This is a genomic window from Streptomyces sp. NPDC012827 (assembly GCF_042900905.1).
Lineage (GTDB): Bacteria > Actinomycetota > Actinomycetes > Streptomycetales > Streptomycetaceae > Streptomyces > Streptomyces gulbargensis.
Genome location: NZ_JBIBBY010000003.1, coordinates 527,282 through 547,812, shown reverse-complemented (window position 1 = coordinate 547,812; position 20,531 = coordinate 527,282). Strand labels below are relative to the sequence as shown.

The following is a 20,531-nucleotide window of genomic DNA, read 5'->3' as shown; positions in this document are numbered from 1 at the left end:
CGCTGACGGCTGCTCAGATGCCGAGGACCGGGAAGGCGGCCACCCTTCCGCCCCGGGTCACGAAGACCCGATTCCCGTCGCTGACCAGCTGGTAGGGGCCTTCACGTTCCATCTTCAGCGTGAACAGCTTCTCGGCGGTGGTCCTGTGCACCACCTGGATTCCGCTGCCATCGGGTTCCGGTAGCCAGACCGTGGCTCCCTCCACGGCCGGGGCGGTGACAGTGGTCATACGGGCACCGAAGCTGTCCAACAGCACGTACCAGTCGGACAGCGGCATTTTGACCTCCTGCGCCGTGCGATAGCGGCGCGCAAGACCGTTGTCCATGACGAAGACCAGCTCGCCGTCTGCGACGGGCGTCCCCCAGCGATTTCGGCTTGCGAGGTTGAATGCCTCTTGCGCCCACAGGTACTCGCCGTGGTCGAGCCGCCATGCGGTCAGTTCCGGTCCACCCAGGTAGACGACGTCGGCGCCCATACCGGGCGCTTGGCCGTCCGTGCCCTGCCCAGTGGTGTCCCAGACGGCCTTGCCCGTGTCCGTGTCGAGGGCGGATACGACTCCGTCCCGCCCGTGGATCACAAGCCGCTTCCGGCCGACCGCCGCTTTCGCGGGCCCCTCGGGGGAATGCGGGGACGGCATAGGGCGCGTCCACCTGGTCCTGAGGGTCCAGGCGTCGAGAGCCCGGAGCTGGTTGTCCCCGGTGACGACGTAGACCTGCGTGTCGTCCGCCGCGAGGACGGTCCGCGCATCGGCTTCTGTCTGCCAGACGGGGCGGCCGGTGGAGGCCACGTACGCGTGCAGTGTGCCGTGCGGGTCCGCACCGACGACGAGCCGTCCGGCGACGGATACGAGGCCGGCGCGCGGGTCGGCCTCCCTGGCGCGCCACCGTTCCTTGCCGGTCGTGACGGAGAGGGCGAGCAGGCCGATCTTCCTCATATGGACGACCAGGACGTCCCTCACGGGAAGGGGCGGTGCGCCGTCCGCGGCAGTGACGTCGACGGGGCCCCACAGCGGGCGGGGAGCCTCGCCCGGCCTGCTGTCGGTGACCGAGATGAAGGCGGCCTGGGGAGTCGCGACGGCGGGTGGTACCTCGAACGCCGGCGCTTTTCCCTCCGTCGGCCGCTTCCCGTCACGGCGGCCCAGCCACCAGGCCCCGGCGCCGGTCCCCGCGCCGAGCGCGGCCACGCCGACCGCCGTGCCGGTGAGGAAGCGACGGCGGGACGGTGTGATGGTGGATACGGGCGTGGCCTCGGGGGCGGCGAGCCCTCGGACGTGCTCCTCCCGCCGCTTGATGTCGTCGGCGAGCGGGCCCTTGAGCCAGGTCCGGTCGGCTCCCTTCGGCGGCGCGAAGGCGGTGGCGACCTGTGCTGGTGAGGGCCGCAGCTGCGGGTCCTTCGCGAGGCAGGGCGCGATCAGGTCCCGCAGCTCCGGCGGGACGAGGCTCAGATCCGGGGCGCCGTGCACGACCTCGTACTGGACAGCCGCCACGTGCGCCCCGTCGAAGGTGCGCCGGCCACTCGCCGCGTACGCGAGGACCGCGCCGAGCGAGAAAACGTCCGACGCCGGGCCGACGCGCTGCCCGAGCACCTGCTCGGGGGCCCCGTACCCCGGGGTGACGGGGATCTGGCCGGTGGTCGTCAGAGTGAGGCCGTGCTCGGGGCGGGCGATGCCGAAGTCGATGATCCGCGGGCCGGTGGAGGTGAGCACGATGTTGGCGGGCTTCAAGTCGCGGTGGACCAACCCGGCCGCGTGGATGTCGTGCAGGGTGCGGGCGAGGTGGGCGGCGAGTGAGCGAACCGTCGGCGCGTCCATCGGGCCGTATGCGTGGACCGCCTCGTCGAGTGTCGGCCCGGCCAGGAACTCGGCGGCGATCCACAGCCGCCCGCCGTCGGTCCGGGCCCCGAGGATCCGCGCGACACCTTCTCCGGTGACGGCCCGGGCCATGTCGGCCTCGCGGACGAAACGCTGCGCGAGGTGCTGGTCGTGGGCCAGTTCGGGCCGCAGGACCTTGACGGCGGCCGGGGTGCCGGTGGCGTCCCGTCCGACGTACACCTTGCCCATGCCGCCTTCCCCGAGGACGCCGAGGAGGCGGTACGGACCGAGCCGGATCGGGTCGCCGGTGGAGAGGGGTTGCGTGGTCACGGGATGCTTTCCGGTCGGTGGAGCGGGGGTGGAAGAGACGCGGTGAATGGAGTCACGCCAGGGGGAGGGCGACGGCGGAGGTCTTCCCCGCTCCGAAGATCCGGGTCCGCTTCGGGTCGACGACGTAACGGGAGGCGGCCGTCGTGAACACCCAGGCCGATCTGCCGCTGATCACGTCGATCGCGCTCAGACCGCCGTGAACAGGGGCGTACACGAAGGTGCCGCCGATGACAGGGGCGGTGCGCGGGTCGCGGGTCAAGGGCGGGGTGGCCGCGGTGTCCTCCTTCCACTCGCCGGTGCCGCGTTCGGCGTGCACCCCTACCAGCCGTCCGGTCCCCTCGGTGGCGTACACGAGGCCGTTGGCCACGGCCGGCATGCCGTAGGTGTCGGCGCCGGAGCCGTACTCCCACGCGGTCGTACCGTCGCTCAGGCGCAACGCCCGTAGCCGGTTGTGCCCCAGGTACACATGCTGCTCATCGACCGCCAGTTCACCCTGCCGGAAGTCCTGCGAAGCCCGCAATGGCAGGCGCCGCTGCCACAGCATGCGGCCGGTGCGGAGGTCGCGGGACTGAAGGGCGAAGAAGCCGGAGTCGGCGACGTGTCTGCCGAGGATCAGGCGATCGGCGACGACCCGCGAGAGCCAGGAGCGGTCGCCGTCCCATGGGTACGGATGGCGCCAGAGTTCCCGGCCGGTTCGGAGGTCCACGGCGAGGAGGTGCAGGCCGGTCCTCTTCTCCGCCGGGGAGTCGTCCCGGCGGCCTCGGCGTGTGGCGGCGAAGAGAATTCCGCCGGCCGCGGCGAGGAGCTGGGTGCCGCCGCCGTCGAAGTCCCTGAGCTCGACGGGCCGGGCGGACTCCTGGCCCGTTCGGGAGGCGAGCGTGCGGATCCGGAGGGTGGCGGGGTGCGCGGCCGGGCTGCTCGACACGTAGAAGGAGGTGCCGTCTGTGGTGATCTGCCAGGCTTCCGTCACGCTGCGCTCGGACCAGAGTTCTGCGCCGTTCACCTGGTCCAGGACGCGGAAGGAGTCGGTCTCGGCGAGGCCGACGATGTCACCGGCCACCAAGGGGATCGCCTGTTCCTCATGGCCTTCCGAGGGGACTTGCCACAAGGGTGACCGCGCGCCGTCCACCGCTGCGGGAGTGGTGTCTCCCGGTGGGCGTCCGTCACCACCGCTTCCATCCGCTCCCAGCCACGCCCACGCCCCGCCACCCGCAGCCGTCAGGCCGAGGAGGCCGGCAGCTGAAAGGGCCAGGAGGCGGCGGCGGGGCACCGGGCCCGGTACGGGGACGGCCGTGGGGGTGGGGGAGGCGGGGGTGGCCGGGGCAGGGAGGCGATGGGGACGGTAGAGCCAGACGTCGGTGGCGCGGCGGGCGATGTCCGCGAGGACCAGAGGTGGGAGGTGGTCGGCGAACTGGCCGACCCCGTCGTGTAGTTCTGCGATCAGACGCGCGGACGTGGGACGGGCGGAAGGCTCCTTGGTGAGGCAGGCCGCCAGGAGGGGGAGCAGGGCCTCAGGGACGCCGGTGAGGTTGGGCTCGGCGTAGCGGACGCGGTAGAGGAGGTCCGCGGCGGAGCCTGTGCCGAAGGGGCCATGGCCGGTGGCGGCGAAGACGAGGACACCGGCGAGGGCGAAGACGTCGCCGGAGGGCGTGTGTTCCTGGCCGCTCGCCTGTTCCGGAGACATGAAGGCGGGAGTGCCGGCCGCCTCTCCCGTACGGGTCAGGTGCTCGTCACCGGAGGCGCGGGCGATGCCGAAGTCGATGATCTTCGGGCCGTAAGCGGTGACGAGCACGTTCGACGGCTTCAGGTCGCGGTGGACCACATCCGAGGAGTGCAACTGGGCGAGGGCTCCGGCCAGGGCGGCACCGAGGGCGCGGACGGTCGGCTCGGGCAGCGGGCCGCCGAGGGTCACGGCAGCGTCGAGCGGTGGCCCGAGGACGTACTCGGTGGCGAGCCACGGAGTGTCGGCGAGCGGGTCGGCGTCGAAGACGGCCGCCCCGTGACGGGCTCCGATGATCCGGGCGGCATCGGCCTCCAGCCGGAACCGGCCGCGCGCGACCGGGTCGGCCGCGAGGCGGGCGTGCATCGTTTTGAGGGCGACGGTACGGCCGCTCGGAGTGCGGGCCAGGTAGACCGTGCCCATGCCGCCGGAGCCGAGACGCGCAAGGAGTCGGTACGAGACGACGGCGTCCGGGTCGTCGTGGGTGAGAGGTGACAGCATCACTCTGGTTCAGGTCAGGGGCGAGGGGTGCCGGTGACGGATCGGGACGGAGGTTCGGATGGCTGCACCAAGGGAAGTTCGGCGGCGAGCAGCTCGGCCGACTGGCGGGCGAGGGCGGCGATGACCCGGCCGGGCAGCCAGCCCGGGGTGTAGAGGCCGGCGGTGGTGTTGAGCACCGTCCCGTGCGGGGACGGCGGGGCGAGAGCGGTCGTCAGTTCGGCGGCGGCAGGGCGGTTCGCCGCGTCCCGAGTCAGGCAGGCGGAGACTGTGGCGCGCAGTGTGGGCGGAAGTTCGTCACGTTCGGGGACGGAGTGGCCGGTGGCGGCGTACGAGAGAACGGCACCGAGCCCGTAGATGTCACCCGGTGGGCGCGGCCGACCACCCGTCGCCTGCTCGGGTGCCAGCGCTCCCGGGTCGAGGCCCTGCAGCCCGATGCGCGGGATGCCGTCGGGCGCGGCGGCCCGTACCGCGCCGTAACAGCTCAGGCGTGGGCCGTCCGCCGTGAGCAGGACGGCGGACGGGAGGACTCCGGCATGCGTCAGACCCTGAGCGTGCGCCGCGGCAAGGGCCTCGGCGAGGGCGACGCCCACGGCGCGTACCGTCGCCTCGGGCAGCGGCCCGCCGTGGACGGCGAGGGCCACCGGAAGCGGCAGTGAGGGGACGTACGGGCTCGCGTACCAGGGACTCGTGCCAGGCTCCGCCAAGTCCGACACCGGTGCGACCCACGGGCCGAGCAGGTGACGCGCCGCCTCGGCCTCCGCGGCGAAGCGGGCCGGGTCGGCGCCCGGGAGCGGCGCGTTCAGGAGGACCGTACGCTCGTCGTGCTCGGAGCGGGCCACGAAGCGGCTGCAGGGGACGGGCACTCCGCCGGGGCCAACGGTCGTCGGGGGCGGGTCGAGACGGGTGATCAGTCGGTAGGGGCCGATCCGCCGCGCGGCTCCCTCCCGGGTGCGTGCGTGCTCCACGTGTGCGTCCCCCTCCGTCGGCTTGCCGGGGCACCCTCCGTACCGCTCGGCGCCCCCACCGTCCGTGGGAGCCCGCATTCCTTCCGGCGTCCGGGGCGAGCCTATCGAGCCCCGACCCGGGGGGGGCTGGAGTCCGGCCGCCCGAGAAGGGCGGCCCTGTCCGGGTTGCGAAGGTGAAGCGCTCGCGGGTGTGTCGCAGAGATCTTGTGTGCGTCCGTTTTCCCTTGGGGGGAGTGCTCGAACGGCCTTCCGTGAGGCTACGATCGCCATGTTTCCGGCGGCTCCGCGGGCGCGGAATCCGGCGGGACGCAGCGGGACTTAGCTGAGGCGAATCAGGAACGATCACCGTCCGAAGGTCACGGGGGAGAGCATGTCGTTCGAAGAGGAGTGGGCGTCCGCCCGGTCCACGTCCACGTCCGGCGTGAGCATGCGGCTCAATCAGGTCGCCCCCGAATCCGGTGGCAGCGGCAACGCGGACCTCAGCGTCGACCAGGACAAGCTCGGCGCCATCGGCAGCGCCGCCTACGCGTTGCACGGCCGGCTCGCCAAGGACGGCAAGCACGCCGAGACGAGCACGGGCGAGGCGGCGACGCAGCTGTCCGGCAACGGGTTCCTCACCGGCTCGGCGATGTCCACCGTCCAGCGCACCTGGAGCTCCCAGCTCAGCACGCTTCTCGACGCCTGCGCCAACATCTCGAACCACCTGGACTACAGCGCGGCCTCGCACGCGAAGGAAGAACAGGACATCAAGGCGGCGCTCGCCGCCTCCAGGATCGACCAGTACTTCAAGTAACGGGCGGGGAGAGCCACGGTGTTGACCTACGAGAACGTCATGCAGGCCCAGCTCGACAAGCTGAAGACGGCCGCCGACGACTGGTCCGAGATGAAGGGCAAGCTGGACAAGCTCGCCGACGACGCCCGGACGACCATGGCGGCGAAGGCCAAGGACGACTACTGGCGGGGTGTGAACGCCGAGGTCACCAAGCCGTTCGTGGACAAGACGGCGAAGGAGTTCGAGGACGCGGCGAAGGCGGCCGACGGGATCCACAAGATCCTGGAGGACGGCTACCAGGCCTTCAAGAAGGCCAAGGACGACCTGAAGAAGATCGCCGAGACGGAGGCTCCCGGCCGGGGCTTCCACGTCAAGTCGGACGGCACGGTCGTCGCCCGCGAACCGCTCTCCGAGATCAAGGACCCGGCGGCCCGGCACGACCCCGACTTCCAGGATCTGGTGCGCAAGGAGCGTGCCGACATCCAGGCGATGGAGGACCGGATCAAGGCCATCCTGGAGGTCTGCACCGAGGCCGACGTGGCCTGCTCGAACGCCCTCAAGGCCAACATCACCGGCGACCAGCACAACTTCAGCGCCCCGAAGTACGGCAGCCTGGACGCCGAGGAGGCGCAGCGCGCCGTCGACCTGGCGAAGAAGGGCCGGGACATCTCCCACGAGGAGCTGATGCGCCTCAACGAGCTGCTGAAGGACAACGCCAACTCGAAGGCGTTCTCGCGGAGTTTCTACGACGGCCTCGGCCCGAAGGGCGCCCTGGAGTTCTTCGGGCAGCTGTCCACGGACACGTACGACTACACGAAGGTCGACAAGGAACGCCTCGCCGACGTCCAGCAGCTCCAGAAGAACCTGGGCATGAACCTGGCGACCGCCACGCAGGGCGGCGACGCCTGGACCGACAAGTGGTCCTCGGACATGCGCAAGCTCGGCACCGAGCGCATCCCGCTGGTGAAGTACGACAACAACCCCGCCTTCGGCTACCAGCTGCTCGGCGGCATCATGCGCTACGGCAACTACGACCCGAAGTTCCTGGTCCCGATCGCCGAACACGTCACGCAGCTGCACGCGAAGGACCCGTACCTCTTCGCCAACAGCAAGTCGATGATCGCCGGCGGGCTCAAGAACCAGTACAACCCGTCGGGTGTCAACGGTGCGGGTTACGACCCGATGATCTCCATGCTGGAGGCGCTGGGCCACAGCCCGGAGGCGGCGAAGGAGTACTTCTCCAAGGAGCCGACCGCGTACAACAAGGACGGCAGCGTCGGCGGGACGGTGGACCTGGACCCGAAGAAGGACGGGGACCAGAAGGGCTACCTGGACTACTTCGCGAACGACAAGTACAACTTCTTCCCCGACATCGACGGCCACCACCCCGACGACGCCAAGAAGTCGGCCGACTACATGCCCGACGCGTTCGGCCACGCGCTGGAGGCGGCGACGCTCGGCCACGCCTGGGACGACCCGACGCCGGAGCTCAAGCGGGACGAGACCTCCGCCGGGATCATGACGCAGGTCGTCGAGAAGTACGGGAGCGACCCCGAGCTGCTGAAGAAGTACCAGTCCACCATGGCCGACAGCCTCGGCAACATGGGTGCCGGATACATCGACGACCTCAACTGGGCGCTGGCGAAGAACGACTCGGAAAGTCCCTTCGCCCCTTCGAAGATGCCCGGCGCCCACCCGCAGTTCGGCCGCGAGGCCGCGATCGACTTCCTCAGCACGCTGGGCCAGCACCCGGACGCGTACGCCACGGTGTCGACGGCCGAGCGCCTCTACACCACCAGTGTCCTGGAGGCACAGGTCGGCCCCGGCGGGAAGATCGACGAGGGCGCGGCCCGCGCGACCGTGTACACCGGCGCCACCCTCCAGGGCGTGCTCGACGAGTCCCGGGCCAACCAGGTCGAGGCCGAGGGCATGAAGAAGCACGAGGAGTACGAGAAGGCCCAGGCGGCGAAGGCCGGCTGGGTGGAGCTCGGAGCCACGGTCGGCATCGCGGCGGGTGTCGCCTTCCTGCCCGCCACCGCCGCGGTCGGTACGGCGGCCGTCCTCGTACCGCTCGCCGTCGACACCGGCTCGGGAGTCATGGAGCAGCTCGCCGGGCAGGTCATCGGCGACTGGTCGGACAAGTCCGTCGAGGACCACAAGGACAAGACCGAGGACGAGATCCACGAGGACCAGAAGGCGCTGTACACGGCCGGCCGGTACAGCGCCGAGTCCCCCATGGAACGCTTCCTCGCCCAGCACAGCGACAAGGTGAGCAGCGACTTCAGGCAGGACATGATCGAATCGGTCGACGGCGGTTACGCGAAGGGCAACGACCACGCGAACCAGACGGGCAACGACCCGGAGACCGGCTGACCGTCCGCTTCCGACCCCCGAGGAATCCCGATGAGCAGAGCGTCCGTGGCCGTCTCGACCGTGCTTGCCCTCGGTCTCCTCCTCACCGCCTGCGGCGGCGGCGAGGGGGCGACGGAGGTCGGCGCCGCCCAGCAGTGCGACGGCACGCTCTCGCCCGGGGCGGCTGAGGCGCTGGAACGGGTGATGGGGGCGAAGACTTTCCAGGCAGCCGAGGGGAGCGGTCTCCGGAGGACCGCGCAGGACCTGGCCGAAGACCATGCGAAGGGCGACCTCCACGGGCAGCACCCGGCCATGTGCGAGGTCAGGCACCAGAGCGACAGACCTCTGCTCACGGTTGATTTCCACCTGTACGGCGAGGACGACCTGTACGACACAGGAAAGGGCGCGAAGGCCCCCGGCCGACACCTCTACGCGATGGGCCGGGAGGCCGTCGTGGACGACAGGTCGGCGAGCCTCTTCGTCCAGTGCTCGAGCCCGGAGCTGAAGGGGTCCGAGCGGAAGCCCGCTCCCATCGAGGGCTTCCTCCGGTTCAGCAAGGCCCCCTCGGAAGAACTCCCTCCGAACACCCCGGCCACCCGCGAGGCGTACCTCACCGTCCTCCACTCCGTCACGCTGGCGGTCGTGAAGGAGCTGGGCTGCGAGAACAACGCGGGGCTGCCCGAGCGGCCGGTGCTCACGGAGAAGAAGTGGCGCGGCGAGCGGTAGCCGTCGCGGGCCGGGCGGTGGCGGGGGTCGCCGGTCTGCTGCTCGCCGCTACCGCCTGCTCGGGCGCGCGGGAGCGGGCGCCCGCGCCCGATCCCGCCGCCCTGCGGGCCTGCCAGGAGGTCTTCGGCGCGGAGAGTGTCGGTGCTCTGCGGGACGCGCTCGGTGAGGGGTTCAGGCCGCACGGGCGGGCGCCGGGGGAGGTGGAGGGCCGGCTGGTCGCGGAGGCGCGGGAGTGGCGGGCCGGGGCGGACGATCTGCGGCGGCAGGTCCAGCATCCCTGCGAGATCGAGGGCGGCGGCGACGGGCGGGTGATCACCGCGACCGTCGGGTGGTCGATGTACGACATCGATCACGTGAGCTCGGGGAAGGGCCGGTTCCGCTGGCGTACCGTCGCGGACGGGGTGTACGTCGCGTCCCGGCCCGATGTCTGGGGAACGCCGCTCGTCATGCCGTGCACCGTGCCGGGCACGGCTCCCGGGCAGGGCGCGGAGCTGCCCCTGGAGGTCGCCGTGCTCCACAAGGCTTCCGGGGAGGCGGCGGAGGTGCCGGAGGAGCGGCTTCTCGCCGCTCTGGCGCGCAGTGCGCGGGAGCTCCTCGGCTGCCGGGAGCAGGTGAAGGTGCCCGACGACCTGCTGCCGTGACGCGCGTGGTGGGGCGGCTCTCAGTCCTCGGCCGGGCGGGGTGGTGAGGGGAGCTGGGAGATCAGGAGGACCGCCCCCCGGGTGCAGAGGGCCGCGAGGAGGATCGTCGCGAAGCCCTCGATGTGGAGGGTGGAGAACTTCGGGCCCAGCCAGGACAGCAGCCACCAGATCAGGGCGTCCTGGACGAAGCCGGCCAGGCCGAAGGCGGCGAGGGCCGGGAGGGGCACGCGGCCCGAGGGGCCGATGAAGATCAGTTGGGTGAGCACCGCCAGGACCACGGAGGCCACGAGGACCGCGAGGACGGCGTCCGCCGTCCCCGTGCCGAGGGTGATGCCCGGCAGCAGCGCCCCGGCGAGGGCCGTGCCGGCGACGACGCCCACCTTGCGTCTTCCTTGATCGCTCATGCGCGGACTGTGGCACAGCCGCCGGGCGCCTGTGAAGATCCGCGGGGAACCTGGCGGTGACCAGGATCCGTCGGAGACCGTGACCGGAATCGAACCGGCGTCACTCGCTTTGCAGGCGAGCCCCTCAACCACTCGGGCACACGGTCGTGCGTGCTGGTACGACCGTAGGGCCGCGCCAGGAAGGGCCTCAAGGGGTGCGGCCGGCGTGCAACGCGACTGCCGTACCGCTGCCACACGCCGTTCACAGAAGACCTCGGAAGCGTCCGCGAGGCGCCGTCAGGACGCGCGAGGGCGCGGGAGGGCCGCACGGGCGCGGCCGGCCGGAAGGTGACCGGCGCCGGGGTCGTACGTCGCAGGACCGAGGAGAACCGGGACTCCTGACAGGGGTCACGGGCGGCTTCACCTCTTACTCTGGGGGGATGAGCGCCCTCGAACCCCACGACGCCGCGACCGGCGCCGACGACACCGTCCCCCCGAAAACGCCGGTCGAGCCCCCGCGGGGCTCCGTGCTCGACTCCGCACACCGGGCGCTCAGCATCGGCATCGTCTCCGTCGTCCTCCTCATCGCGTTCGAGGCCACCGCCGTCGGCACCGCGATGCCCGTCGCCGCCCGCGAACTGCACGGCATCCCGCTCTACGCCTTCGCCTTCTCCGCGTACTTCACCACCAGCCTCTTCGGCATGGTCCTCGCCGGACAGTGGTCCGACCGCAACGGGCCGCTCGCCCCGCTCGCCGCCGGCATCAGCGCCTTCGCCGCGGGCCTGCTCCTGTCGGGGACCGCCGGCGCGATGTGGGTCTTCGTCCTCGGCCGGGCCGTGCAGGGACTCGGCGGCGGGCTGGTGATCGTCGCGCTGTACGTCATCGTCAGCCGGGCCTACGCCGAACACCTGAGGCCCGCGATCATGGCCGCCTTCGCCGCCAGCTGGGTCGTGCCCTCGGTCGTCGGCCCGCTCGCCTCCGGCACGATCACCGAGCACCTGGGCTGGCGCTGGGTCTTCGTCGGCATTCCCGTCCTCGTCGTCTTCCCGCTCGCCCTCGCCCTCCCCGCGATCCGCCGTACCGCCTCCGGCCCCGCCGACCCCTCCGCGCCGGCCGAGCCGTGGGACCGGCGGCGGATCCGGCTGGCGCTCGGCATCTCGGCGGGCGCGGGGCTCCTCCAGTACGCCGGGCAGGAACTGCGCTGGTTCTCCCTGCTGCCCGCCGCCGTCGGCGCCGCGCTCCTGGTGCCCGCCGTCCGTGGTCTCCTGCCGCGCGGCACCGTCCGGGCCGCGCGCGGGCTGCCTTCCGTCGTCCTGCTGCGCGGCATCGCCGCCGGGTCGTTCATCGCCGCCGAGTCCTTCGTACCGCTGATGCTGGTCACCCAGCGCGGCCTCAGCCCCACCCTGGCCGGGCTCTCCCTCGCCGCCGGCGGCCTCACCTGGGCGCTCGGTTCCTGGATCCAGTCGCGGCCGTGGACCGAGCCGTACACCGAGCGGCTCGTGGTCGTCGGCATGGTCCTCGTCGCGGCGGCGATCGGCACCGCCCCGGCGGTCCTCGTCCACGCCGTGCCGGTATGGGTGGTCGCGGTGGCCTGGGGCCTGGGCTGCCTGGGCATGGGGGCGGTGATCTCCTCCACGAGCGTGCTGCTGATGAAGCTGTCGGCCCCGCACGAGGCCGGTGCCAACTCCGCCGCCCTCCAGATCTCCGACGGCCTCTCCAACGTGCTGCTGCTGTCGGCCGGCGGCGCCGCCTTCGCCGCCCTCGGCGGCGGCGCCGTGGGCCACGCGGCCGTCACCCACGCGTCGGCGGCCACCAGCTCCCACCCGGCCGCCTTCGCCGCCGTCTTCCTGCCCATGGCGGGGGTGGCGGCGGTGGGCGCCTGGGTGGCGACCCGTCTCCAGCCCTCTTGGCAGGCCGCGGAAATCCCCGGTCAGGGTCGTAGCGGTCGCTGAGGACGGGCCGGGCGAGCACGGCGCGCACCCGCCCCGGCCGCGTTCGGCGCCCGACGTGAGGTGGATCGCAACCGCCGCGGCACCGCCCTGTTTCGTACGAGGTTCGGGCCGGGCCGCCGGTAAGGTGGCCCGGTTGTCATATCTGGACGAGCGTCGAACCGGAGATCGTGACTACCACCGCCACCTCCTCACACCACCTCTCTCCCGCCTTCCCCGGCCGCGCCCCCTGGGGCACCGCCAACAAGCTGCGCGCCTGGCAGCAGGGGGCCATGGAGAAGTACATCCAGGAGCAGCCTCGTGACTTCCTCGCGGTCGCCACGCCCGGCGCCGGCAAGACCACCTTCGCGCTGACCCTCGCGTCCTGGCTGCTCCACCACCACGTCGTGCAGCAGGTCACCGTCGTCGCACCCACCGAGCACCTGAAGAAGCAGTGGGCCGCGGCGGCCGCGCGGATAGGGATCAAGCTGGACCCGGAGTACAGCGCCGGGCCGCTCAGCAAGGAGTACGACGGCGTCGCCCTCACCTACGCCGGTGTCGGCGTGCGGCCCATGCTCCACCGCAACCGCTGCGAACAGCGCAAGACCCTCGTCATCCTGGACGAGATCCACCACGCCGGAGACTCCAAGTCCTGGGGCGAGGCCTGCCTGGAGGCCTTCGAGCCGGCCACGCGGCGCCTCGCCCTCACCGGCACCCCGTTCCGTTCCGACACGAACCCCATCCCGTTCGTCACGTACGAGGAGGGGAACGACGGCATCCGCAGGTCGTCCGCCGACTACACCTACGGGTACGGCAACGCCCTCGGCGACGGCGTCGTCCGGCCGGTCATCTTCCTCTCCTACAGCGGCAACATGCGCTGGCGCACCAAGGCCGGCGACGAGATCGCCGCCCGCCTCGGCGAGCCGATGACCAAGGACGCCGTCTCGCAGGCCTGGCGCACCGCGCTCGACCCGCGCGGCGACTGGATGCCGAACGTGCTGCGCGCCGCCGACCAGCGGCTCACCGAGGTCCGCAAGTCCATCCCGGACGCCGGCGGTCTCGTCATCGCCTCCGACCAGGACTCGGCCCGCGCCTACGCCAAGCTGATCCGCGAGATCACCGGCACCAAGGCCACCGTCGTCCTCTCCGACGACGCCGGAGCCTCCAGCCGCATCGACGAGTTCAGCGAGAACAACGACCGGTGGATGGTCGCGGTCCGCATGGTGTCCGAGGGCGTCGACGTGCCCCGCCTCGCGGTCGGCGTGTACGCCACGACGATCTCGACCCCGCTGTTCTTCGCCCAGGCCGTCGGCCGTTTCGTACGTTCCCGCAGACGCGGCGAGACCGCCTCGGTGTTCCTTCCCACCATCCCCAGCCTCCTCGGTTTCGCCAACGAGATGGAGGTCGAGCGCGACCACGTCCTCGACAAGCCGAAGAAGGAGGGGGAGGAGGACCCGTACGCCGAGTCCGAGAAGGAGATGGCGGAGGCCGAGCGCCAGCAGGACGAGGACACCGGCGAGCAGGACATGCTGCCGTTCGAGGCGCTGGAGTCCGACGCCGTCTTCGACCGCGTGCTGTACAACAGCGCCGAGTTCGGCATGCAGGCCCACCCCGGCAGCGAGGAGGAGCAGGACTACCTGGGCATTCCCGGGCTCCTCGAACCCGACCAGGTGCAGCTGCTCCTGCAGAAGCGGCAGGCCCGGCAGATCGCGCACAGCCGCAGGAAGCCGGACAGCGAGGCCGACCTCCTGGAGCTTCCGGCGGAGCGGCGGCCCGTCGTTTCCCACAAGGAGCTCCTGGAACTGAGGAAGCAGCTCAACACGATGGTCGGCGCGTACGTTCACCAGAGCGGCAAGCCGCACGGCGTCATCCACACCGAGCTCCGGCGGGTCTGCGGCGGCCCGCCGAGCGCGGAGGCGACGGCCGGGCAGATCCGCGAGCGGATCAAGAAGGTCCAGGAGTGGGCCACCCGCATGCGGTGATCTCCCTCCCGCTGCCCGGCCGGTGAGAACGGCGGCCGGGGGAAGGAGGCGGCCGGGGGAACGAGGCCCGTACGACGGCGTGCGTACGGGCCTCACGCATGCCCGGGCCGTGCGGTACGGGCCTCACGCATGTCCGCGCACGACATCCCGCCCGGCTCACGTCGCCCAGGCACCGGATCCGGCCGTGATCGGCTGCGCGGGCGGGCGGCGGACGGGTGGCCGGCGCGCGGGGCGGACCGCTGCCGGGGCCCGGCCGCGGGCGCCGACATAGCGCGTCTTGTCCGCCGAAGTCCCCTGTCCACGGGACTTTGCTCCCGAACCGGCATCCTTCCGCCCGCCCGCGCCCGGATTCTGGACGAGGTCTTCCGCTGAGCGGAGCGGGTCGCTACTGTCCCGGCTCAAAGCTATCGCCCCGTGGCAGCGCCGCCGCGGAGCGCAGCCGGTGTACCCCTTCCTGCCGGCGGCCTCTGACGTGCGTCGCCGACGGGACCGGCGTCGCAACCCCGTGGGAGTCCGCCGCCACTCACTCCGAAGGAGAGGGCGTCGTGACCGCGGAGACCTCCCAGACGCTCGACCGGGGACTCAGAGTCCTCAAACTGCTCGCCGACACCGACCACGGCCTGACGGTCACCGAGCTGTCCAACCGGCTCGGCGTCAACCGGACCGTCGTCTACCGACTGCTCGCCACGCTCGAACAGCACGCCCTGGTCCGACGCGACCTCGGCGGACGCGCCCGCGTCGGCCTCGGCGTGCTCCGGCTCGGCCGCCAGGTCCACCCGCTGGTGCGCGAGGCCGCGCTGCCCGCGCTCCGCTCGCTCGCCGAGGACATAGGCGCCACGGCCCACCTCACGCTCGTCGACGGCTCCGAGGCGCTCGCCGTCGCCGTGGTCGAACCCACCTGGACCGACTACCACGTCGCCTACCGGGCCGGCTTCCGCCACCCGCTCGACCGGGGGGCCGCCGGGCGCGCGATCCTCGCCGCCCGCCAGGGCGGACTGACCGAGCCCACCTACACCCTCACCCACGGCGAACTGGAAGCCGGCGCCAGCGGCGCCGCCGCCCCTCTCATCGGCGTCACCGGCATCGAGGGCAGTGTCGGTGTCGTCATGCTCACCGACGCCGTCCCGGAGCGGGTGGGGCCCCGGGTGGTCGACGCGGCCCGCGAGGTCGCCGACGCCCTGCGGTAGGACGGCCCCGGCCGTCTTCGCGGTCAGTCCGTTCCGTGTCCCGCCCCGGGCGGACGGCCCCCGGCCGGGCCGGTCAGGAGGGAACCCAGGCCGGTGCGCGCGTGGTGGACCGAACGGCCCGTCCGCACCGTCGTGATCAGCCCCGCCGCCCGCAGCGCCGCGGCGTGGGCCGAGGCGGTCGCGTCGCTGACACCGGTACGGCGCGCCAGCTCCGTGGTCGTCCGGGGCTCCGCCAGGGCGAGCAGCACCTCCGCCCGGGTACGGCCCAGCACGCCCGCCAGACCCTCGCCGGACGCGGCGGCCTCCAGGGGTACGAGGGGCAGGCCCGGGCCCGCCGGGTAGGCGAGGACCACCGGCCGGCCCGGCAGGTCCTGCACGAGCGGGCCGCCCCGCCAGTGGAAGGTCGGCAGCAGCACCAGCCCCCGCCCGCCGAGCCGGACGTCCCGGCCCCCACCGCCCCGCCCGGCCGCCTCCCACACCCCGTCCCGCAGGCGCGAACCCGGCACCAGGGCGGAAAGCGCCGCCCCGAGCCCCCGCTCCGCCACGGCGAACGCGTGCCGGGCGAACTCCGCCCGGTGCAGGTCCTGGACGAGCGGCCACACCGGGGCGAGGACCGTCTCGTACGCCGCTCGCTGCGCCCGGTCCACGGTCCGCCACGCCTCCGCCTCGCCCTCGTACAGGCCCCGCAGCCAGCGCGGCGGGGCGCCCTGCCCCGCGTACACCCGGGCCAGCTCCGTCCGTGCGAGCTCCGGGGGCGCCGAACGCATCTGCTCGAAGCCCTCCCGCCGGGTCTCGCCGAGGACGTCGAGGAAGACGGGGGCGCGCCCGGCCGGCGCCAGCTCCGCGAGCGGCGCGGCCGTCCCCGGCAGGGCCCGCAGCATCCTCCCGCGCCACCGTCCGAACAACGCGCTCTCGTGCGGCGTGCCCAGCATCATCAGGGCCGCGTGCAGCTCGGGCACGGGGGAGGGACGGGACGCGAAACGTACCCGGGCGTAGTCGTCCGTCGTGAAGTGCAGCCGCATCCCCGCAGCATCCCCCGTCCGCCACCAGCCTTTCGGGCAGGGCCGGAAGCTTCGCACCGGGGCCCGGCCCGCCCCCAGGATGCCGGGCATGACCGACACACGCACACCCGGACGCCGTTCCGTCGTCAAGGGCGCCCTCGCCGGGGCCGCCGCTCTCACCCTCGCCTCCGCCACCGGGACGGCCGCTTCCGCCACCGGCCCGGCTCCGTCCCCCACCGGCTCGGCCGGTCAGGTCCTCCGGCTGCCCGCGCCCACCGGCCCGTACGCCGTCGGTGCCACCGTCCGCCGCCTGGTCGACCCGACCCGCAACGACCCCTGGGCGCCGGAGATCGGCGTCCGGGAGCTCATGATCACCGTCCTGCGGCCCGCCGCCCCCGGCCGTGGCTTCCCCCGCGTCCCGCAGCTCACCCCGGACGCGGCCGCGACCTTCTCCTTCCTCGCCCCGCTGGTGCGGCCGCCGCTGCCGGGCACCGGGGTCGACTGGGCCGCCACCCTCACCCACGCCCGGGCCGGCGCGCCGCCGCTGCCCGGCCGGCGGCCGGTGCTGCTGTACAGCCCCGGGGGCGGTGACTCGCGCGCCATGGGCAGCTCCCTGGCCGTCGACCTCGCCTCGCACGGCTGGACCGTCGTCACCGTCGACCACCCCGGTGACGCGAGCGAGGTCGAGTTCCCGGACGAGCGGCCGGGCCGCGAACGGATCCGGACGACGGTGCTGCGCCCCGACATGGACGCCACCGCCTTCCGGACCATGATCGACACGAGGGTCGCCGACCTCCGGTTCGTCCTCGACGCCCTCGGCCTCGACCGGGCCGGCCTGTACGGGCACTCGGCGGGCGGCGCCGCCGTCGCGCAGGCCGTGCACGAGGACCGGCGGATCGTCGCCGCCGCCAACCTGGAGGGGTACCTGGACCGACCGGACGGCGAACTCCTCCCGGTCGCCCGGTACGGCGCCGACCGGCCCCTGCTCCTCGCCGGCACCGACGGCTTCCGGGACGAGCGGCTCGACCGCTCCTGGGCGGCGCTGCTCTCCCACGGCGGGCCGGTCACCCGGCGGCAGCTGGCCGGCTGCGACCACTGGGTCTTCAGCGACTACGCCTCCCTCGTCCCGCAGCTCCAGGCGGCCGGCCTCATGACGGCGGCGCAGCGGGCGGAGCTGGTCGGCACGGTCGCCCCCCGGGTGTCCGTCCCCGCCGTGCGCACACTCCTGCGCTCCTTCTTCACCGGCCACCTGCCCGTGCGCGCGGGCGGCTGAGCGGCCGCGGTCCGCCCCGGGCGCGCTCCCCGGCGGGGCAGCGCGCCCGGGCCGCCGCCCTCGGGCCCGCGGCGGAGGCCGCCCCAGTAGATTGGGGGCGTGCTCTCCCGTCTTTCCCGTCCCCGCGCGCTGGCGCTCAGCGCCCTGCCCGTCGCAGCCCTGTTCGCCGTCGTCGGACTCGCGCCGCTGCCGTACGCCGTCGCGCAGCCCGGCTCGACCGCCGACGTGCTCGGTGTGGACAAGGGGCGGGAGGTCATCAGCATCACCGGCGCCCCGGTGGGGAAGACCGAGGGACAGCTGCGGATGACGACGATCATCGCCACCGGACCGTCCGTGGACGTGGGCCTCGGGGAGGTCGTGGACGCCTGGTTCCGGACGGACCGGGCGGTGATGCCGCTCCATTCGGTCTACCCGCCCGGCAAGTCGGACGCCGAGATCGAGAAGCACAACCTGGGCCAGATGAAGGAGTCGCAGGACGCGGCCACCCTGGCGGCCCTCCGCTACCTGAAGAAGGACCCGGCGAAGGTGAAGGTCACCCTGCACCTCGCCGACATCGGCGGGCCCAGCGCCGGGCTGTTGTTCTCCCTCGGCATCGTCGACAAGCTCGACGGCGCGGGGCGGGCCGGTGATCTGACCGGCGGGCGGATCGTCGCCGGCACGGGCACGATCGAGGCCGACGGGAAGGTCGGCGCCGTCGGCGGTGTCTCCCTCAAGACGCAGGCCGCGGCCCGCGACGGTGCCACGGTCTTCGTCGTGCCCAAGGACGAGTGCGCGGAGGCGAAGGCCGAACTGCCGGACGGCATGCGGCTGATCCCGGTCACGGCGCTGGACGACGCGGTGACCTCCCTCCGGGCCCTCGCCCAGGGCCAGGAGGCACGGGTCCCGTCCTGCTGATCCCCTGGTCGCGTTCACGCGACCAGGGCTCCTCGCCGTCCCGGTACGAGTCGATGAGGGAGGGCAGTTGCTCGGCGAGTTCGCGGAGCTTCGCGGGCGGCAGCCGCAGCGTGAAGTCTTCTTTGCGTCCCCTGGCCCGTCGACCGTCAGGGTGCCTCCCACCACCGGACGGGAGCGTCAGACCGGTTCGCCGCCCGCCGCCTGCTCCACGAGCGGGATGATCCGCAGCGGCACCGGGTTCTCCATCACGATCGCCGTCGAGGCCCGCACGATCCCCTCGAACGCCACCACCTTGTCGATCACCCGCTGCAGGTCCGCGTTCGACCGGGCGACCAGTCGGCACAGCATGTCCCCGTGCCCCGTCGTGGTGTGCAGCTCCAGCACCTCGGGCACCGTCGACAGGTGCCCCCGCACGTCCGCGCCCTGACCCTGCTTGATCTCCAGCGTCGCGAAGGCCGTCACCGGGTATCCGAGCGCCGCCGGGTCCACCTGCGGCCCGAACCCCCGGATCACCCCGCTCGCCTGGAGCCGGTCGAGCCGTGCCTGCACGGTGCCCCGCGCCACCCCGAGCCGGCGCGAGGCCTCCAGGACGCCGATCCGCGGTTCACGCGCGAGGAGCACGATCAGCCGGCCGTCCAAATGATCGATCGCCACGAGGGCCTCCCGGTGGTCAGGATGTACAAGTCGCCCGCCGATGCTGACGTACCGCTGTACACATTGACCAGCCCCTGAGCAGACTATTGCGCACCTTGCCGTGCGGCGCGACGCTGCTCCCATGACTGAGACCATTGACCACACCCCGAGCACCGCGCGTGAGGCCGATCCCTTCCCGGTCAAGGGAATGGACGCGGTCGTCTTCGCCGTCGGCAACGCCAAGCAGGCCGCCCACTACTACTCCACGGCCTTCGGCATGAAGCTCACCGCCTACTCCGGACCGGAGAACGGCAGCCGCGAGACCGCCAGTTACGTCCTCACCAACGGTTCCGCCCGTTTCGTGTTCACCTCCGTCATCAAGCCCTCCACCGAGTGGGGCCACTTCCTCGCCGAGCACGTCGCCGCCCACGGCGACGGCGTCGTCGACCTGGCGATCGAGGTCCCGGACGCGCGCGCCGCGTACGCCCACGCCGTCGCCCAGGGCGCCACCGGCCTCGTGGAGCCGTACGAGCTCAAGGACGAGCACGGCACCGTCGTCCTCGCCGCCATCGCCACCTACGGCAAGACCCGGCACACCCTGGTCGAGCGCTCCGGCTACACCGGCCCGTACCTCCCCGGCTACGTCCCCGCCGCGCCGATCGTCGAGCCGCCGGCCAAGCGCACCTTCCAGGCCATCGACCACTGCGTCGGCAACGTCGAGCTCGGCCGCATGAACGAGTGGGTGACCTTCTACAACAAGGTCATGGGCTTCACGAACATGAAGGAGTTCGTGGGCGACGACATCGCGACCGAGTACTCGGCCCTGATGTCCAAGGTCGTCGCCGACGGCACCAAGAAGGTGAAGTTCCCGATCAACGAGCCGGCGATCGCGAAGAAGAAGTCGCAGATCGACGAGTACCTGGAGTTCTACGGCGGCCCGGGTGTCCAGCACATCGCCCTCGCCACCAACGACATCGTCGCGACCGTGCGCGCCATGCGGGCCGCGGGCGTCGAGTTCCTGTCCGTGCCGGACGCGTACTACGACACGCTCGGCGAGTGGGTCGGCGACACCCGCGTCCCGATCGACGAGCTGCGCGAGCTGAAGATCCTCGCCGACCGCGACGAGGACGGCTACCTGCTCCAGATCTTCACCAAGCCGGTCCAGGACCGTCCGACCGTCTTCTTCGAGATGATCGAGCGCCACGGCTCCATGGGCTTCGGCAAGGGCAACTTCAAGGCCCTCTTCGAGGCGATCGAGCGCGAGCAGGAGAAGCGCGGCAACCTGTAACCGCCGCGCCGTGCACGGAGGGGGTGCGGGGGCGCCGCCCCCCCCCCCCCCCCCCGGGGCGGGCCCCCCCCCCCCCCCCCCCCCCCCCCCCCGCCCCGGCCCCCCCCCCCCCCCCCCCGGGGCCGCCCCCCCCCCCCCCCCCCCG

General features: G+C 72.6%; 16 protein-coding genes and 1 tRNA gene. 10 read left to right on the top strand and 7 right to left on the bottom strand.

Annotated elements, in window-relative coordinates; genetic code table 11:
* Positions 1–13: 13 nt before the first annotated feature.
* Genes ACFY60_RS09045 through ACFY60_RS09035 form a run of 3 tightly spaced genes read right to left on the bottom strand, consistent with a single transcriptional unit; the run spans position 14 to position 5,326 of the window.
* Positions 14–2,140: a protein kinase gene (locus tag ACFY60_RS09045; RefSeq protein WP_388609100.1), complete on the bottom strand. Its 2,127-nt coding sequence runs from the start codon at positions 2,138–2,140 to the stop codon at positions 14–16.
* Between the two features lie 52 nt (positions 2,141–2,192).
* On the bottom strand, positions 2,193–4,361 hold the full coding sequence (locus ACFY60_RS09040; protein WP_388609098.1) for a PQQ-binding-like beta-propeller repeat protein: 2,169 nt from the start codon (positions 4,359–4,361) through the stop codon (positions 2,193–2,195).
* A 14-nt stretch (positions 4,362–4,375) separates the two neighbouring features.
* On the bottom strand, positions 4,376–5,326 hold the full coding sequence (locus ACFY60_RS09035) for a serine/threonine protein kinase (protein WP_388609096.1): 951 nt from the start codon (positions 5,324–5,326) through the stop codon (positions 4,376–4,378).
* Between the two features lie 370 nt (positions 5,327–5,696).
* Between ACFY60_RS09035 and ACFY60_RS09030 the strand changes: the two genes are divergently transcribed.
* Genes ACFY60_RS09030 through ACFY60_RS09015 form a run of 4 tightly spaced genes read left to right on the top strand, consistent with a single transcriptional unit; the run spans position 5,697 to position 9,817 of the window.
* Positions 5,697–6,119, top strand: coding sequence for a hypothetical protein (locus ACFY60_RS09030; protein ID WP_388609094.1), 423 nt, complete (start codon positions 5,697–5,699; stop codon positions 6,117–6,119).
* Positions 6,120–6,137: 18 nt separating this feature from the next.
* The gene (locus tag ACFY60_RS09025) at positions 6,138–8,471 is read left to right on the top strand and encodes a hypothetical protein (protein WP_388609092.1); all 2,334 of its coding nucleotides are present in this window, start codon (positions 6,138–6,140) and stop codon (positions 8,469–8,471) included.
* 30 nt (positions 8,472–8,501) lie between these two features.
* On the top strand, positions 8,502–9,176 hold the full coding sequence (locus ACFY60_RS09020) for a hypothetical protein (RefSeq protein ID WP_388609090.1): 675 nt from the start codon (positions 8,502–8,504) through the stop codon (positions 9,174–9,176).
* Positions 9,158–9,817 (top strand): hypothetical protein, encoded by a 660-nt coding sequence (locus ACFY60_RS09015; RefSeq protein ID WP_388609089.1) that lies wholly within the window; start codon positions 9,158–9,160, stop codon positions 9,815–9,817. Before ACFY60_RS09020 ends, ACFY60_RS09015 begins: the two co-directional genes overlap by 19 nt.
* A 20-nt stretch (positions 9,818–9,837) precedes the next feature.
* On the opposite strand, the gene ACFY60_RS09010 is transcribed toward ACFY60_RS09015, so the two are convergent.
* Complete coding sequence (locus tag ACFY60_RS09010; protein WP_388609087.1) at positions 9,838–10,221, bottom strand: hypothetical protein; 384 nt, start codon at positions 10,219–10,221, stop codon at positions 9,838–9,840.
* 74 nt (positions 10,222–10,295) lie between these two features.
* Positions 10,296–10,367: transfer RNA gene (locus tag ACFY60_RS09005), tRNA-Cys, on the bottom strand.
* Between the two features lie 273 nt (positions 10,368–10,640).
* On the opposite strand from ACFY60_RS09005, the gene ACFY60_RS09000 reads away from it, so the two are divergent.
* From ACFY60_RS09000 to ACFY60_RS08990, 3 genes are all read left to right on the top strand, one after another.
* Positions 10,641–12,152: an MFS transporter gene (locus tag ACFY60_RS09000; protein ID WP_388609085.1), complete on the top strand. Its 1,512-nt coding sequence runs from the start codon at positions 10,641–10,643 to the stop codon at positions 12,150–12,152.
* A 167-nt stretch (positions 12,153–12,319) separates the two neighbouring features.
* Complete coding sequence (locus ACFY60_RS08995; RefSeq protein ID WP_388609084.1) at positions 12,320–14,110, top strand: DEAD/DEAH box helicase; 1,791 nt, start codon at positions 12,320–12,322, stop codon at positions 14,108–14,110.
* Positions 14,111–14,655: 545 nt separating this feature from the next.
* Positions 14,656–15,297: a helix-turn-helix domain-containing protein gene (locus tag ACFY60_RS08990; RefSeq protein WP_309052556.1), complete on the top strand. Its 642-nt coding sequence runs from the start codon at positions 14,656–14,658 to the stop codon at positions 15,295–15,297.
* Positions 15,298–15,320: 23 nt separating this feature from the next.
* Here ACFY60_RS08990 and ACFY60_RS08985 read toward each other — a convergent pair whose 3' ends face one another.
* Complete coding sequence (locus ACFY60_RS08985; RefSeq protein WP_388609082.1) at positions 15,321–16,319, bottom strand: helix-turn-helix domain-containing protein; 999 nt, start codon at positions 16,317–16,319, stop codon at positions 15,321–15,323.
* Positions 16,320–16,407: 88 nt separating this feature from the next.
* Here ACFY60_RS08985 and ACFY60_RS08980 point away from each other — a divergent pair, with 88 nt between their 5' ends.
* Entirely contained in the window at positions 16,408–17,571 is a 1,164-nt protein-coding gene (locus tag ACFY60_RS08980; RefSeq protein ID WP_388609080.1) for an alpha/beta fold hydrolase, read from the top strand.
* Between the two features lie 99 nt (positions 17,572–17,670).
* Complete coding sequence (locus ACFY60_RS08975) at positions 17,671–18,465, top strand: S16 family serine protease (RefSeq protein WP_388609079.1); 795 nt, start codon at positions 17,671–17,673, stop codon at positions 18,463–18,465.
* Positions 18,466–18,642: 177 nt separating this feature from the next.
* Here the strand turns inward: ACFY60_RS08975 and ACFY60_RS08970 are convergent, their stop codons facing one another.
* Complete coding sequence (locus ACFY60_RS08970; RefSeq protein ID WP_309054423.1) at positions 18,643–19,119, bottom strand: Lrp/AsnC family transcriptional regulator; 477 nt, start codon at positions 19,117–19,119, stop codon at positions 18,643–18,645.
* A 121-nt stretch (positions 19,120–19,240) separates the two neighbouring features.
* Between ACFY60_RS08970 and hppD the strand changes: the two genes are divergently transcribed.
* Entirely contained in the window at positions 19,241–20,386 is a 1,146-nt protein-coding gene (hppD, locus tag ACFY60_RS08965) for a 4-hydroxyphenylpyruvate dioxygenase (protein ID WP_388609076.1), read from the top strand.
* Positions 20,387–20,531 lie beyond the last annotated feature (145 nt).